Below are 14,415 nucleotides of genomic sequence, written 5' to 3'. Positions count from 1 at the left end.
AGCCGTCGGGGTGCACAAGCCATACCGTGCGCACGCCGTCGGCGTCCTGCCGGAGGTTGTGTTCGATCCCGGGGACCTCCAGGTCCACCATCAACACACGTCCCAGGCGTCCGGTACGTACAGCAGAAGGGCGGGCGGGTCAGGCAGCTGCCCGTAGTCGGGTGTCGTGGACGGTGAGGGCCTGGAAGCCGACGGCTGTGTCCTGCGGGCCGAGCGTCGCCAATGCCCACAGGGCACTGAGCCACCGCCCGGAGGACCAGATGCCGGTGGTCGGCGGCCGGAACGCTGCCACAGTGACGTTCTGGGCCGCGAACAGGGCGGGGTCGAGATAGGTCATGCCACCGGTCACGCACAGATACGCGCGGGCGCCGGTCACGGCGGCCAGGTCGGCGAGCCGGACGGAGCGGCCCAGTCGAGCGGGAAGCTGCTGCTGGTGTCGGCGTACTCTCCGATGCGGCCAGGCTGGTACGACTGGACCTCCTCAACTGCTCGGCCGCCGCAAGGCCGGGGCCAGCCGATGGCCAGACGGCTTCGGGACAGGGCGGTCGGTCCAGGGTGGGGCGTAGCCCCATCGCGCAGCGACGCCCGTAGGGCGCCCTTGACGGACCGTCGTGTCCCGCACCCTGAGAAGTCGTGTGGCCCCGGCTCCCCAGCCTTCGCACGATCACCTTCAGGGCGGGGACGTATCGCTGTACCTCACTGACCACGTTGGGGTGTACGCCGACACCGCTCGGGAAGCACGTGGAGCGACTGGAGCGACCGGGCGCCGACAATGCCCGGGCGGGCGCTGGGGAGCCCGAGGAGGTCAAGCTCGGGATGTTCCTCGACAACACCCGAAAGCGCGCCGCCAAGCTCACCACGCAGCGTCGCGCCGACCTCGACGCACTCGGCATGCGGTGGACCACAGCGGCACGGGCAGCGAGGAAGACGACGTGATGAGCGAGGATGCATACACCAGCACTCCCGTGGACCGGGCAGCGCAGGACATACGGGAGGGTGGCGCGGACGCGGCCCTGGCGGTCGCGGTCCGGTCGTACACGGCGCTCGCCGGGCACGTGCCCCCGGGCGACTCGATGACCGCAGAGGTCCTGCCCGTCCTGTGGTCAGTGATCACAGCGGACGAACGGGAAACCTACCCGGACCGGCTGCAGGAGTTCATCCACCGCTACCGCCCTGGGGGTTGCTGGCACGGGCAACCCGCACCGTCAACTCCGGGATCAGCGAGCCGGATCGGGAACGGACAGACATCTCGGACACCTCCGGTGCGGCGGGTCCCTCCACCGTCCCGCCGCCCTGGCCACGAGAAGTGAATTTTTTCGAACCAGCCACCTCCGACGCGCAACAGCGCTGGCCGCCCAACAGCAGCGCTGACCACTCGCACTGTCACCCCTACTGCGGCGCGACGTACAAGATTCCCGACAGACTCAGACACTCACCGCCCTGGGCATCCCGTGGTCAACCGCGAGAACGGGACGACCCTGGGGCCCTGCCCGGCTGGTCGTGCGTGGTGCTCGTCCCGGGTCATGCCCACGCTCGGCGCAGCATGCGGATCGTCAACGAGCCGGCGATGGCCGCGACCGCGGTCAAGGTGGCGAACACGGTCGCGGACGTGGCCATGTCGATGGCGTCACTGAGGTATCCCGTGGCGATCGGCAGGATGCCGGCGAAGGCATAACCTCCGGCGCTCAGCGCCGCGTTCGCCTCTGCCAGCCTGCCTGCCGGTACCGCTGAGTTGAGCAGGGAAAACCCGCCGAGCTGGCTCATTCCCTGCCCCGCGCCCGCAAGTACGGCCGCGGCGATCAGCAGGGGCAGGGACTGGGCGCGGACGGCGGCGACCGCGGTCAGCATTCCCGTGCCCGTGAGGATTCCGGCCTGGATCAGCACACGGCGTACCGGCGCACTCCTGATGGCGAACTGGATGCCTGTCGACGTCCCGAACATCACACATCCGATACCTCCAGCTATCAGGCGGCTGCTGGTGTGCAGCAGGGTCGTCAGCAGGCTCGGGCCAAGGGCGAGGATGAGCGAAGTCCCGGTCATGCCGGGCATGTACGCCATCAGGCTGGAGGTGAGGCTGGTGCGGTTCGCGCGGGGCACCGTGGGTATCCGCAGCCAGCGGTGTTCCGTTGCGGTGCCGGTCGACCGGGGGATGACGGTGAGCACGACGGCGAGCGCGGACAGGAGTACGAGGATCTCGACGGCGAACACGGTCACGGTGGGCGGATCCCACATCTGGGAGACGAGTCCGCCCAGCAGGGGTCCGGTGGCGAGTCCGACACCGATGGCGGCCGAACCGGCGAGGGACGCCGTCCGTTTACGGGCGGGGCCGCCGACGTCCGCGACAGCCGCGGTGCCGACCGACACCAGGGTGCCGACCGCCAGCCCGGTCAGGACGCGGGCGGCGATGAGTTCGGGGACGTGTCGTGCCGTCATGAACAGCACGCAGGAGGCCAGAGCGGCCATGAGGGCGGGGACCAGGACTTCGCGGCGTCCGAACCGGTCGGCCAGGACACCGGCGAACGGCAGCACGAGTAGCAGTCCGGCGGTGTAGGCGGCGAAGATGACCGTCGTAGTGGCGGTGGTGAAGCCGAGGCGCTCCTGCCACACCCCGAGCAGCGGGGTAGGGATGTTGGACAGCATGAACACGGCCGTGACGGGCCATGCCGCCGCCCACACATCCCAGCCTCGGGCGCCCGTTCGCGTGATCACAGGCCGCGTAGGAGCGGGAGCAGCTCCTCTGAGGTGCGCCGCACCGCGGTCCGGTATCTCGCCTCTGTGAGCTCGCTGGTGGGCAGGCGCAGGATGAGGTGGCGGGCGCCGTTCTTGACGTACTGCTGCAGCCAGTCGGCGACCTCCTCGGCCGTTCCTCCGAAGATGCCCTGGGTGGTGCGCATGGTGGTGAGAGGAAGGCCGTAGTAGGCATGGAAGTAGGACCACAGGGTGTCCTCCGCGTCTTGCTTCGTGCTGTCGACCGCGACGGAAAGGTAGACGGCTCCGGCGACGGCGTCGCCGGGGCGGCCGGCCGCGTCGCGCGCGCCGGCGACGTGGTTCCACCCTTCGCCGTACTTGTCGGGGGAGGTGGAGGTGGGCATCCAGCCGTCGAATTGACGGCCGGCGCGTTGGAGCATCTTCGGTCCGGAGTGCGCGATCCACAGGGGCGGCCCGCCGGGCTGCGCGGGGTTCGGCAGCAGGGAGGCGTCCTTCAGCCGGTAGTGCCGCCCCTCGTAGGAGACGGGTTGCCCTTGGGCCCTCCACAGTGCCTGGCAGATTTCGACCGTCTCCCGCATCCGCCCCGAGCGGGTGGCGAAGTCGAGCCCATAATTGGCGAACTCTCGCTCCGTGGCGGGTGAGGCGAATCCGGAGCCGATGCCCGCGATGAGGCGGCCGCCGGAGATGCGGTCGAGGCAGGCGAGTTCGTGTGCCAGGTGTACGGGAGGACGCAGCGGCATGAGGACGGCCGTACCGAGCTGGATCCGTTCCGTCACGGCGGCCGCGGCGGTGAGCGCCAGGAGGGGGTTCATACGGGAGCGGGCGAGGGGAGACTCGCCGGCCCACACGGAATCGAAGCCGCAGTCCTCGGCCAGCCTCGCGATCGAGGCCAGGTTGGCCGGGTAGGGGCCGTTGTTCACCACGGACTCCCGCCCGGGCAGGACGATGCCGACCTTCAATTCGGTCACAGCGCCCACGCCTGTCCGGGCACGATGGCTTCGATCTCCACGAGGAGGTCGTCGCGGCATACGGCAACGTTGAGGTACTTCACCTCAACGCCCGTGCCAAGCGCCTCCTCACACGTCGCGCGCACCGCCGGAATGTGGCTGTCATGCCGCACGTACACCTTGATCAGACGTAGGTCCTTCAACTCGTGCCCGCCGTCGATGCTTTGGGCCGCGAGGTTTTCCCGGGACACGAGGTGTGCGATGTTGTCGAGCACCACCCGGGTCTGGCTCTCCACGTCGCCCTTGTGCACGGTTTCGTGGCCGCGGATGGACGCGGTGCCGGACACGTACAGCGTGTCGCCGAGGATGGTGGCGCGGGCGAAACTCGGGGGCTTCGGTCCGTAGTCCTCGGGATAGTGGTAGGCGGGCGTCTGCTTCAGGTTCTCCACGTGCCTCGGCACGTCCTGGCAGGAGGCGAGGAGGAAGAAGGCGATTCCGCGGTCCCGCGTCCCGATCCCGGTGGCGGCCGGCATGTGCGCGGTGCCACGGCCCTTGTACGTCTCGAACGCCTGGGCCCGTCCCTGGACGAAATCCTGGTAGACCTCCATTCCTTCGGCATTGGAGCCGACGATGTCGCCGATGAAGTTCCACATGCGGAAGATATGGGCGTAGCCGAGGTGGTTGACCAGGGCGAAGGCCTTCTCGTACAGGTTTCGCACCGGAGGGGTGTAGACGTCCTGCTCGGGCAGGAGTCCGGCGATGAAGAGGTACTGGCCGTCGTTGGCATAGGCGAGGTCGTCACGGATGGCCCACCGGGGACGTCCCGGCACGGTCCACACCTCGCGGAACTCCTGGCCGGGCTCGGCGGCCATGGGGATGGCCAGGTCGGGACTGCCGTGTTCGGTCAGAGCCAGGGATGCGGTGGTGGTGAAAGTGACGGAGGCGAGGACGTGCCGCCCTTCCTCCGCTTTCGGTATCTCCCGAGTGGGGGCGAAGTGCGCGCGGATGCTCATCGTCAGCCTTTCGTGAGGTTCGGGGGTGGCGTGGGCAGAGGTCAGACGGCGCCGCTGAGCTGGAGACCGACGACCCCGCCGATGACGTTGAAGGTCAGCAGGGCTTGGCTGGGGAAGTAGGTACCCAAGGGCGACCGCTGACGAGGGTCACGGTCGTCCACTTGCGGTTGCGGAAAGGGCGGACATCGCAATGCACACCCCACACAATCCGTTCGCGGTCCTGCATACCAGCCCGGATGGTGTGCTTTCGGTGTGCTTCCGCCGCGCGCACTCAGCTTGACTCTGTCGGGGATCTTGGTGCCGTCTAGGTCGGCTGCCCAGGGTTCGCCAGGACTTCGGCCGGGGTATCTCGCGCTGGTCGAGGTAGTTCTGGAAGGCAGTCGGGCGGCGGGGCGAGGGGGCTTCTTCGGTTGGTGGCAGTCCGCTGAGGCGCTCGATGGTGACGGCGATGGCCGTCAGGACGTGCTGGATGTCGGCCGTTCCCTGTCCTCGGTAGCGGCAGCGTCGCATGCCATGTCCGTGGGCGAACTCGTTGACCGTGCCCTCCGCTCCGGAGCGGACCGCGTAGCGGGTCTTCCACTCGGGTGTCTGTTGCTCGTACGGATGCGAAGTTGCAGGTCGCGGAGCTCTCGTGGGGGAAATCCCACGGTGCGAGTGCTTTCGCCGGAGGTGGTCATCGGGTGCGCGCCGGGCAGGGCTGGCACTGGCTTTTGGTGAACCTGGCCACGATCAGCGGGGCCGCTGTGGGTCAGGAGGTCGGGCAGGAGCCGTGCCAGCCCTGGCTGACCTGGCCCTGGGGGCAGGTGACCTGCTGGCGGTCGTAGTCGATGGGGAAGTCGTCCCGGGCGAAGCCCTTGTTCCGGCGTTGTTGGCGGGTGGGGTTGCTGCGCAGTGGTCCAGAGACGGTGACCTGGTGTTCACGGGTGGCTAGTTCCCCGTGGGGCAGAGAGGTGTAGCCGGCGCAGAGCGGCGTCATTCTCGCGGAGTGCCCGGTTTGATCATGTGATGCCCAGGGCGGTGGTGTCGCGGGCGCGGTGGCGGAGACCAGTGGCGATGTTGGTGCGGCCGGCGGGCCGGAGCGGCGGAGGTCGGCTGGTCACACCAGCAGTGGGCCGACCACGGCATCGTCAACCTCTACAAGTGCCAGGACATCCCCGCCGAACGCTGGAACACCGTCAGCCCCTGAACCCCCGCACCCCGCCGGGCCGCCCGGCTGGCGCACCGTCAGCCAGGGCGGTCGAGCCGTTACCGGACTCGTCTGTCTTCGCTGAACACAGGCGCTCGGCTTCGTCGCGGCAAGCGCCGTGCGCAAGGACACAACCCCAGCCTCGCGAGCATCTACCGCGCGCTCGCCGGGCACGCGAAACGGGAGGTGTACCCCGAGGCCATCGAGGCCGCCCACGCCGACTTCGCCGCCCTCCAGAGCGGCGACGGCATCCCCCAGCCCCGTCCGGGGTTCGCAGCGGCGGCGGAAGCAGGCGCGGAAACCTCGTAAACCGGCTGGCCAGCGCCACAACGACCAAGGCGGCGGAGGTGCCCGCACACCTACGTGAACCGTCGGACTGGCTATGTGCGGTCGGCGGTGATGAGGAGGTAGTGGAAGCTGTTCTCGCGGTAGGCGGTGAGGAAGGCTTCTTCGATGCCGGTGGCGAGGTGGGAGCGGGCGCGTAGTTCCCAGTAGGGGATGGTCAGTGGGGTGAGGTCGGTGACGGTGATGGGGACGAGGCCGTTGGCGGCGAGGGCTTTGAAGTAGGCGCTGCGGGGGTGGATGTTGCAGGTGTAGTGGGTGTCGATGCGGCTGACGGCTTGGGAGCGGCCTCCGGTGAGGTCGTTGGAGCAGCCGGTGATGCACACGTAGCGTCCGCCGACTGCGAGGATGCGGGCGAATTCGGCGAAGGCCTGGTCGAGGTCGACGTACATGGTGGTCTCGTTGGTCCACAGCGCCTGCCGGGATCCGGTCTCCAGGCCGGTGTCGAGCATGTTGCGGAAGTGGAAGCGGACCTTGTCGTCGAGGGCGTGGCGCCGGGCCTGGGCGTTGGCGAAGTCGACCTGGTACTGGGAGATCGACACTCCGTCGACGTGGCACCCGTACCGGCGGTGTGCCATGAAGGAGGTGCCGCCGCGGCCGGAGCCGGCGTCCAGGAGCCGGTGTTCGCTGGTGAGGGGGCCGAGGTGGTCGAGCAGGAGGTCGGCCTGGGCGCTCTCCAGGCGGTGGAGTTCGCGAATGGTTCGCTGCTGATGGTCCGCGGCGGTGGTGTCGAGGACGGTGGGATCGTAGGCGCCGATGCCGTAGTGATGGTGGTACAGCTCGTCGACGTCGCCGAGGGCGAGGTTGACGTCGTCGTTGACGTGGGTGTCCCAGTAGGAGGCGACCGCCCGCTGGTAGTCGGTGTGCAGCACGGCCCGGGTCTGGTGGGGTGAGGTGGTCATGTTCTCTCCAGGGTGTGGGGGGCGTGCCCGTCGGTGGCGTGCCGGTGGTATCGGGGTGCGGTGCGGTGCCAGGCGAGGCTGCCGGCGCACCAGTCGAGTACGCCGTCGAGGAACCGGTGGAGCTCGCGTCCGCCTTGGTGGGCCAGTTCGTCGCACTGGCGGCGGAAGCGGTGCATGAGCTCGTTGTGGAGCTCTGCGCTGAGGCGCAGTGCCTCCTGCGGTGTGCAGGGCTGTTCGGCGGCGATGGCCCGGGGGAGGTTGAAGTCCCCGTCCGAAGAGCGGCTCTCGGTGCCGGCGGAGTAGATGTCGTTGGCGATGCTGGCTGCCAGGGCGGCGGTGCCGACCGCGTCGTGCACGTCGGGGTGGGCCCAGACGTCGGCGGGCAGCCGGTAGCCGCCGAGGGCGTCGATGACGGTCATGCACGGCAGGAAGCTGTTGGCCTGCCGGTTCATCAGGTACTCCCATACCTGTGGCTGGTACCGGGTGGCACGCCAGGTTCCTTCCTGTGCGAGGGCGGCGAACAGGGTCCGCAGCGTGTGGCGGGTCCGGTCGAACTGGGCTGCGGTGGTGATGCGCCGCAGGTGGCCGGCGGCGGACCGCAGGCCTTTGAGCGCGGGATCGTCGCGGGTGGCGGCGTCGAAGGCGGCCTCGTGGCGGTCCGGCAGGTGGGCCCTGCCCAGGGTGGCGGAGGCGGTCGCCAGCCGGGATCCCAGCAGGCTGGGCACGGCTCCGAGGTCCGGGGCGTCGCAGTAGTGGTCGTCCAGAGCCCAGATGGCGAGCGCGCACCGGGCCGGGACCATCAGCAGGTCTTCGTCGTCGGTTGCGGGATAGCACAAAGCGGCCAGCCGGCCGAAGCCCGCGTCACGCACCCGCTCCATCCGGCCGTCGTACAGGCCGATGCCGTCGGCCCATTCCAGGAGGCGCTCGTCGAGCCGGCCGGCCAGCACGGGATCGTCCCGCCGCGGCGGTGGGCAGTCCAGGCGCAGCAGCGCCGCGGCATGGCCAGGGTCCGGTCGCGACGGCCGCGTGGCGAACCGTCGTACCGCGCAGGTGCCCGGCCCCGTAGGGCCGCCGAGCGGGCTCACGACAGGTCCGGCGGCTTGTTGTAGTGGCCGACCTCGACGTTCTCCAGAACGCCCAGCGCACTGGGCAGGAGCGGCGCCACCGAGTAGTAGTTGCTGACGAGGTACGACAGCGTCGCCCGGTCGTCGATGCCCATGAAACGAACAGACAGCCCCGGCTCGTACTCGTCGGCGATGCCCCGCTGGTAGAGGCCGATCACCCCGCCGTTGTCCTCTCCGGTGCGCAAAGCCATGACCGAGCTGGTGAGGTCCGCGGAGATGGGGATCTTGTTGCAGGGCAGGAACGGCACGCCGCGCCAGGCCACCACATGGTGGCCGTTGAACTCGGTTCCTGGCGGACAGATCCTGGCACGGGTGCACTCGCGGGCGAAGGCCGCGATGGTACGCCGGTGGGCGAGGAGGAACTTCGTCTGCCGCCGCATCGAGATCAGCTCGTCGAGATCGTCCGGCGTGGGCGGACCGTGCCGGGTCGAGATCCGCTGCTGAGGGTCCGCATTGGGCAGCAGCCCGAAGTCGGGGTGGTTGACCATCTCGTGCTCCTGGCGTTCGCGCAGGGCCTCGATGGTCAGCCGCAGCTGCTGTTCGCTCTGGTCCTGGGGGCCGTTGTACAGGTCGCCGACGCGGGTGTTGATCCGCAGGACGGTCTGGGCGACGCTCAGCGGGTACTCCCGCGGACTGGTCTCGTAGTCGACGAACGCGGCCGGCAGCTGTGCCTCCCCGCGGTGGCCGGAGGCGACGGCGATGTCGGCCTCACCGCGGCGTGTCATCGCCGGCCGGGGACGGGCGAGGTAGCTGTCGATGTGCGCGGCGAGCTCGGGTGATCCGTTGCGGATCTGCTTGAACGCGCGGCGGGGAAGGACCAGCACGGTGCAGGCGGTCGCCGCCCGGTAGGTGAATTTCCACGTGCTCTTGCCGGTGAGGCAGTGCTCGCCGAAATGGGCGCCGTCGGCGAGCAGGCCGTGCGAGACGGCGTCCGTGTACGCGCCGGGGGTGAAGTGATCGACCTTTCCGCGGGCCACGACGATCAGCTGATCCGCCTTCTGCGCCGCGTGGGCCAGGATGGTTCCCGGTTCGGCCTCGCGCTGCTCGAAGGCACCGGCCAGGGCGTTGAGCACGTCGTCGTCGGGGAAGTCCCGCAACGGCGGGATCTCGCGCAGTGTTCGGGGGACGACGCGGAGGTGTGGTCCCGCCGGGTCGAATTTCACCCGGCCGTCGCCGACCGGGAAGGCCAGGCGCCGGTTGACGCGGTAGGTGCCGCCGGGGACGTCCACCCAGGGCAGGATGCGCAGCAGCCAGCGGGAGGATATGCCCTGCATCTGGGGAACGGACTTGGCGGTGTGGGCGAGGTTCCGGGCGGCGTCGATGCCCACCGCCGACGGTTCGAGCGGGGGATCCTCCGACTGGGTTATGGATTCGAGCACGGCCGACTCCCTTCCTGGGACAGAGGGTGTGAGAGATACGAGCCGACCGGCCGATGGGCAGCCCCTCAAGCCCGCGCACGGTGCACAGCACCAGTTCGGGATCGGGTGTGCGGCTTCGAGCCCCAGTCCAGTGGGACGCGCCGCAACCGGCAACGCGAGAGGGGCCGTTCGAGCGGAATCCGTTGGCCCCTGCCACCGAAGCCCAGCGGTGTTCGACAACTCGCGCCAGGGGCGCGAGTCGTATCACCATGGAGTGCCGAAAAATGCGGGCCGCCGTTGCCGGCTGTGCAGACGGGGGGTTCGAAGACATGCCTCTGAGCGTGTTCTCTGGCCATCAGCCACATCGCGGCCCGCCTGCTGCCGTCGGCGTTCCTGCCTGGCTGGAAGGCCAACTGGAAGGCCAAGCCGTGTCAGGCCTTCCGCCAATAGGGCGGAAATCCCGGGATGGCGTCTTACGTTCAGCCGGAGAGGTAATCCCTCCTGATATACGCCGCACTCGGCCAGCCCTGCCGCTGTGCACAGGTCCTGCCAGGCCATGCATCGAAGGAGATCCTCATGCGCCTCCCTCACGGTCGGTCGGCGCTCGCCTGCGCTCTTCTCACCACGGTGCTGCCGGCAGGCCTGCTTCCTCTCGCTGCGCAGGCCGCGTCCCCGTCGGTCCGGGCGCGGGCTCATCGTGCGCACCAGGCGGTACGTACCTTCGACGAGCTCGACTGCGAAGGGCCGGAGGAGGACCGGCTGCCCTCGACGGACGAGGGACAGGGGGCGGTACATGTGCCGGGCACTGCGGCGTTCGTCCCGGCGCCCGTACCCAGCGGCCTGCCTCCCGCTGTCGTCAAGTGGCCTGCCAACATCCCTGACCTGGACGATGCCCGGCGCATGCTGTCCGAGCTGGAGCTGGGAACGTTCGACAGCAAGGGATTCCAGCGGACGGCGTTCGGCGGTAAGAGCTGCTGGGTCCTGCACGGCGCGAACAAATGCTCCACCCGTGAACTCGCCCTCAAGGCCCTCTCCGACATCCCCGCGACCCTCAAGGACGGCTGCAAGGTAGTGGGCGGCCGCTGGCGCAGCGCGTACGACGGCATGACCCTGACCAATCCGCTGCGCGTCGACATCGACCACATCGTCCCCCTCAAAGCCGCGTGGGGCTCGGGCGCCCGCGACTGGCCCGAATACAAGCGCCGCGCGTTCGCCAACGACCTCAGCGGCGCCCCGCAGCTCATCGCCGTCTCCACCTGGAGCAACCGCGCCAAGGACGACAAAGGCCCTGACAAGTGGCTGCCCCGGGGATACGAATGCACGTACAGCCGTGCCTGGATCGGAGTGAAGGACTACTACGGCCTCCGGGTCACCACAGCGGAGCGCAACAAGCTCCAGAAGGTACTCGGCGACTGCAAGCAGACGTAGGCGTGCTTGTCCTCGGCCCACGTCACCAGGAGTGGGAGCGCTCACGCCGACCGTGCAGGCGCCTGTGTCAGCCCAGCGTGTACTCCAAGACGTAGGAGTGGCTGCCGTCCTCGGACCCGATGATCTCGAAGGCACCCGTGATCCCCGCGAGGTCACCGGAGCCCGTTCCCTGGACGACGCGGATCGCGATCTGCTCGCCATGGCTACCGGGCGCGCTGTGCTGCAGGACGAAGGAGCCCTTGCGGCCGTCGAGTTCGCCCGTGAACCGCTCCACGGCGACATAGGCCACGGGACTGCCCTCGATGTCGGCCACCGACAGCATGCTCACGGTACTGGTGCCGGCCAGGCCCCCCTGGAAGGTTTTGGTGATCCGCACGCGGCCGAGCGCGGCGCCCGGGCCCTCGTCGAGCACCTCCGGCTCGAACGATGTGAGGTCGAACGTTCCGCTGGCCTTCGTGCTCATTGCGCGCCCCTCGAATCCTGATCGCCTGTATCGCACGGCAGCCTCGCACACGGCACTGACAATCCCCCGAAGACGACCGCCGGAAGCCCGGCTGGGGCGGCGCCATGGCGTCGCAGGATTCAGGGGCGGGTGCGATGTGGTCTCGGCCCGTTCCCCGTTGCCCCCCGAGTTGCCTCTGAGTTGCCTCTGAAGATCATGAGCTCTTCAACAAGGCGCACGCCCAAGGTAGTTACAGAGCCACGCGCTGCCACCCACTATCGCCAGCTGCCACCCGGCACGGTCCGGGCCTCACGGGGATTCGACTCCTCCCGCAGCAAGGGCACCGGGGCGCGCAGGGCAAACGCGCCGGGGAGGTCGAGGCGCCTGCCCCGGCGTTCGGTGAGCGTGGCTCCCTGTACCGCCAGACTCGCGTCGACCGCGCACTGGCCCGACCGGACGCCCGTGAGGTGGGCGTCGCGGACCACGCAGACGAGACCGGAGATCCAGAAGACCACCTCCAGCTCCACCTCCAGCGTGCCGATCTTCGCGCCGTCCACGTACACGTCGATGTAGGGCCGGTGCGCCGACTTGATCCGGTGGGTCGCCATCGCGACGACCTCCTCGCTGCCCGGAACGTCCCGGGTGCGGTGCGCTGCTTCGCGCAGGGCGGCGTATCTGCACCAGCCGCCTACCATCAGGTCGAACATGTCGAGGCCGAGGAAGTTGTCGACGACGGTGGCCAGCTCGTGTTCGACGGCCCGGTCGGCGGCGGATGTCATGCCGTGCACGGAGCCGAGCAGCGGACCGACCGTTTCATGGGTACGCAGCGGGGTGTCCAGGTCCTCGCCCTCGCCGAGCAGGAACGAACGGACGGTCAAGGGGGGCAGGGGCGGGGCCGGCGTCTCAGTCGTGAACGTCGTCATCGGTCCACCTCGTCGATGGTCGCGGAGCCGGGGTCCGCGTGCGGGTCGAGCCGGATGGTGCGGGTCGGGGGTTCGCCGGGTGCGCGCAGTTCGGTCAGCTCGGCGGTTGCGGTGGCCGGGCGGAGGGTGGCGCGGACGTGGCCGCGGACCCAGCGCGGGCCGCGGTGCAGCCGACCGAAGTAGACGGCTGCGGCGGCGGCCAGGACCACTGCGCCGCCGAGCGAGGCGGAGCCGACCACCCAGCCGACGGTGCCGCTGTTGACGGTCCCACCGCCGGTCGTTGCGCCGGTGTCGGTACCGCCGTTGCCCGTACCACCGTTGCCGGTGCCGCCATTGTTGGTACCGCCGTTATCGGTGCCACCGTTGTTCGTCCCGCCGTTGTCGGTACCGCCGTTATTCGTCCCGCCGTTATCGGTACCACCGTTATTCGTCCCGCCGTTATCGGTACCACCGTTATTCGTGCCACCGTTGTCGGTACCACCGTTGCCGGTGCCGCCGTTATTCGTACCGCCGTTATTCGTGCCGCCGTTGTCGCTGACCGTGAACGGGGACTCGCCGTACTGTTCGGGATGGTCCGCGCAGACCGCCCGCACCGTGTGTTCGCCCGGCCGTGCGTCGGCCGGGACCGTGATCTCGGTGGTGAAAGTGCCCGGCTCGGCCACTGCGGTGGTAGCGAACGGCTCGGCGCCGTCCCATTGGAAGTCGACCTTCGCGCACGTGAACCCGGTGCCGTCCGCGCGTACCTTTGCCTTTTGCGCACCCTGCTGCGGGGTGAGGGTGAGTACGGGGTTCGCAGCCGGGCTCTCGACGACCAGGCTGGCGTCCGCGTAGCTGGCCGGATCGCTGGTACACGCAGCCCGGAAGGTATACGTATTCGGGGACGACTTCTCCGGGATGACTTCCGTATACGAGAAGTCGCCGTTCTCCGTCACGGGGATCGCGGGTGCGATGTCGGGCCCGTTGACCACGTAGAGGTCGACGCTCTTGTCGGAACACCGCGCGAACCCTTTGCCCTGGACGGCGATCTTGGTTCCGATCGATCCATGGCCGGGGTCGAGTGTCAGCGTCGGAGTCTCGGCGGGCGTGGTGCTGCCACCGGGCGTGGTGCCGCCACCGCTGGTCACCGTGAAGGGAGCCTCGGCGTGGTAGGCGTTGCCGGAGTCGCAGGCCGCCTCGATCGTGTGGTCCGGCCCCGCTGTGGCGTCCTGCGGGACCACGATGGTGCCGGAGATCTCGGGGACATGCACCGTCGCCGGTGTCGCATGCCCGCCGTCGAAAGTGAGCGTCGCCTGGCCGCATACCTCGAAGCCGGTGCCGGTGACCGAAACACGCGTTCCGGGCTGTCCCTCATGGGGGGACAGGGTGAGCGCCTGCGCCCTCAGCGGCGCGCCGACCGCCGTCAGGGGCGTAAAAGCGAGGGGTCCCGCGCTCATCGCGGCGCTCAGAAGTACCGCGATCAACGATCGACGCACCAGCCGCACGGCGGAGAACATGAGGGAGGGTGGGGATGGGGGACCACCTCTCATTGTCCTCTCTTGCCGGTCAGGGCACCAGCCGGTACCGGTCCGGTACCAACCGTGACCGTGGGGACCGCCGGAACGCCTCCAGGAGCCTGCCGCCGCAGCGGTCGGCTGTTTCTCGCCCGCCCTGGCCACCTGGACCACCCGGACCGCCCGGACCGTCCTGGAAGCGGATGCCGGCGGCGTGTCCCGAAGCGTCCAAGAGTGTCCAAGATCGTCCAAAGGTCTTCCCTGGCCGCTCGGCTCCGACCGAGACTCCGCTGGTGGGCGCGCGCCCTGCTCGCATCTCTGTTCGATCTGATCTCGCAGCGAAGGAGCTCACCATGCGCACTACCACCAAGGCGACCGCTCTCGACTCGCCGGAGTTCGACGACCTCTTCGATCTGGACGTTCAGATCGAAGTCACCAACACCGTCGGCGAAGTCGGCTTCACCAGCTGGGGCTGCAGCTTGAGCTGTAGCTGCTTCCAGCCCACCCTCTGCTGCTGACCGACCGCTCCAGCCCGTAGCAGACGTACCAGC

The 14,415-nt window shown here is 69.1% G+C and carries 15 protein-coding genes; 3 read left to right on the top strand and 12 right to left on the bottom strand.

Annotation, left to right across the window (positions count from 1 at the left end; all coding sequences use genetic code 11):
* Positions 1 to 139 precede the first annotated feature (139 nt).
* Positions 140 to 376, bottom strand: a complete 237-nt coding sequence (locus ACGFRG_RS33725) for a hypothetical protein (RefSeq protein WP_393270191.1) — start codon at positions 374 to 376, stop codon at positions 140 to 142.
* 365 nt (positions 377 to 741) lie between these two features.
* On the opposite strand from ACGFRG_RS33725, the gene ACGFRG_RS33720 reads away from it, so the two are divergent.
* Positions 742 to 936, top strand: coding sequence for a hypothetical protein (locus ACGFRG_RS33720; RefSeq protein ID WP_393270188.1), 195 nt, complete (start codon positions 742 to 744; stop codon positions 934 to 936).
* 585 nt (positions 937 to 1,521) lie between these two features.
* On the opposite strand, the gene ACGFRG_RS33715 is transcribed toward ACGFRG_RS33720, so the two are convergent.
* From ACGFRG_RS33715 to ACGFRG_RS33680, 8 genes are all read right to left on the bottom strand, one after another.
* Entirely contained in the window at positions 1,522 to 2,640 is a 1,119-nt protein-coding gene (locus ACGFRG_RS33715) for an MFS transporter (RefSeq protein WP_361428400.1), read from the bottom strand.
* 65 nt (positions 2,641 to 2,705) lie between these two features.
* Entirely contained in the window at positions 2,706 to 3,677 is a 972-nt protein-coding gene (locus ACGFRG_RS33710) for an LLM class flavin-dependent oxidoreductase (protein WP_361428402.1), read from the bottom strand.
* Positions 3,674 to 4,669, bottom strand: coding sequence for an FkbO/Hyg5 family chorismatase (locus ACGFRG_RS33705; RefSeq protein ID WP_361428404.1), 996 nt, complete (start codon positions 4,667 to 4,669; stop codon positions 3,674 to 3,676). Before ACGFRG_RS33705 ends, ACGFRG_RS33710 begins: the two co-directional genes overlap by 4 nt.
* A 147-nt stretch (positions 4,670 to 4,816) precedes the next feature.
* Positions 4,817 to 5,311, bottom strand: coding sequence for a transposase (locus ACGFRG_RS33700; protein ID WP_393270196.1), 495 nt, complete (start codon positions 5,309 to 5,311; stop codon positions 4,817 to 4,819).
* A gap of 106 nt (positions 5,312 to 5,417) precedes the next feature.
* Positions 5,418 to 5,645: a hypothetical protein gene (locus ACGFRG_RS33695; protein ID WP_393270184.1), complete on the bottom strand. Its 228-nt coding sequence runs from the start codon at positions 5,643 to 5,645 to the stop codon at positions 5,418 to 5,420.
* Positions 5,646 to 6,235: 590 nt separating this feature from the next.
* The gene (locus tag ACGFRG_RS33690; protein WP_393270181.1) at positions 6,236 to 7,099 is read right to left on the bottom strand and encodes a geranyl diphosphate 2-C-methyltransferase; all 864 of its coding nucleotides are present in this window, start codon (positions 7,097 to 7,099) and stop codon (positions 6,236 to 6,238) included.
* On the bottom strand, positions 7,096 to 8,046 hold the full coding sequence (locus ACGFRG_RS33685) for a Camphene synthase (protein WP_393270178.1): 951 nt from the start codon (positions 8,044 to 8,046) through the stop codon (positions 7,096 to 7,098). The genes ACGFRG_RS33690 and ACGFRG_RS33685 overlap by 4 nt, the downstream gene beginning before the upstream one ends.
* A 134-nt stretch (positions 8,047 to 8,180) precedes the next feature.
* On the bottom strand, positions 8,181 to 9,602 hold the full coding sequence (locus ACGFRG_RS33680; RefSeq protein WP_393270176.1) for a family 2B encapsulin nanocompartment shell protein: 1,422 nt from the start codon (positions 9,600 to 9,602) through the stop codon (positions 8,181 to 8,183).
* A 555-nt stretch (positions 9,603 to 10,157) separates the two neighbouring features.
* Here ACGFRG_RS33680 and ACGFRG_RS33675 point away from each other — a divergent pair.
* Positions 10,158 to 11,009, top strand: coding sequence for an HNH endonuclease family protein (locus ACGFRG_RS33675; protein ID WP_393270174.1), 852 nt, complete (start codon positions 10,158 to 10,160; stop codon positions 11,007 to 11,009).
* A gap of 67 nt (positions 11,010 to 11,076) precedes the next feature.
* On the opposite strand, the gene ACGFRG_RS33670 is transcribed toward ACGFRG_RS33675, so the two are convergent.
* From ACGFRG_RS33670 to ACGFRG_RS33660, 3 genes are all read right to left on the bottom strand, one after another.
* Positions 11,077 to 11,472 carry a DUF3224 domain-containing protein gene (locus ACGFRG_RS33670; protein WP_393270171.1) on the bottom strand — a complete coding sequence of 132 codons (396 nt, stop codon included), beginning with the start codon at positions 11,470 to 11,472 and terminating at the stop codon, positions 11,077 to 11,079.
* 254 nt (positions 11,473 to 11,726) lie between these two features.
* Positions 11,727 to 12,329, bottom strand: a complete 603-nt coding sequence (locus ACGFRG_RS33665; RefSeq protein ID WP_393270169.1) for a hypothetical protein — start codon at positions 12,327 to 12,329, stop codon at positions 11,727 to 11,729.
* A gap of 41 nt (positions 12,330 to 12,370) precedes the next feature.
* Positions 12,371 to 13,807: a hypothetical protein gene (locus ACGFRG_RS33660; protein ID WP_393270166.1), complete on the bottom strand. Its 1,437-nt coding sequence runs from the start codon at positions 13,805 to 13,807 to the stop codon at positions 12,371 to 12,373.
* Between the two features lie 410 nt (positions 13,808 to 14,217).
* On the opposite strand from ACGFRG_RS33660, the gene ACGFRG_RS33655 reads away from it, so the two are divergent.
* Positions 14,218 to 14,382 carry an FDLD family class I lanthipeptide gene (locus ACGFRG_RS33655; RefSeq protein ID WP_361428422.1) on the top strand — a complete coding sequence of 55 codons (165 nt, stop codon included), beginning with the start codon at positions 14,218 to 14,220 and terminating at the stop codon, positions 14,380 to 14,382.
* Positions 14,383 to 14,415: the final 33 nt, after the last annotated feature.

The sequence above is a fragment of the Streptomyces sp. NPDC048696 genome, from assembly GCF_043198895.1.
Classification (GTDB): Bacteria; Actinomycetota; Actinomycetes; order Streptomycetales; family Streptomycetaceae; genus Streptomyces.
This window is presented reverse-complemented; position numbering and strand designations above follow the sequence as displayed.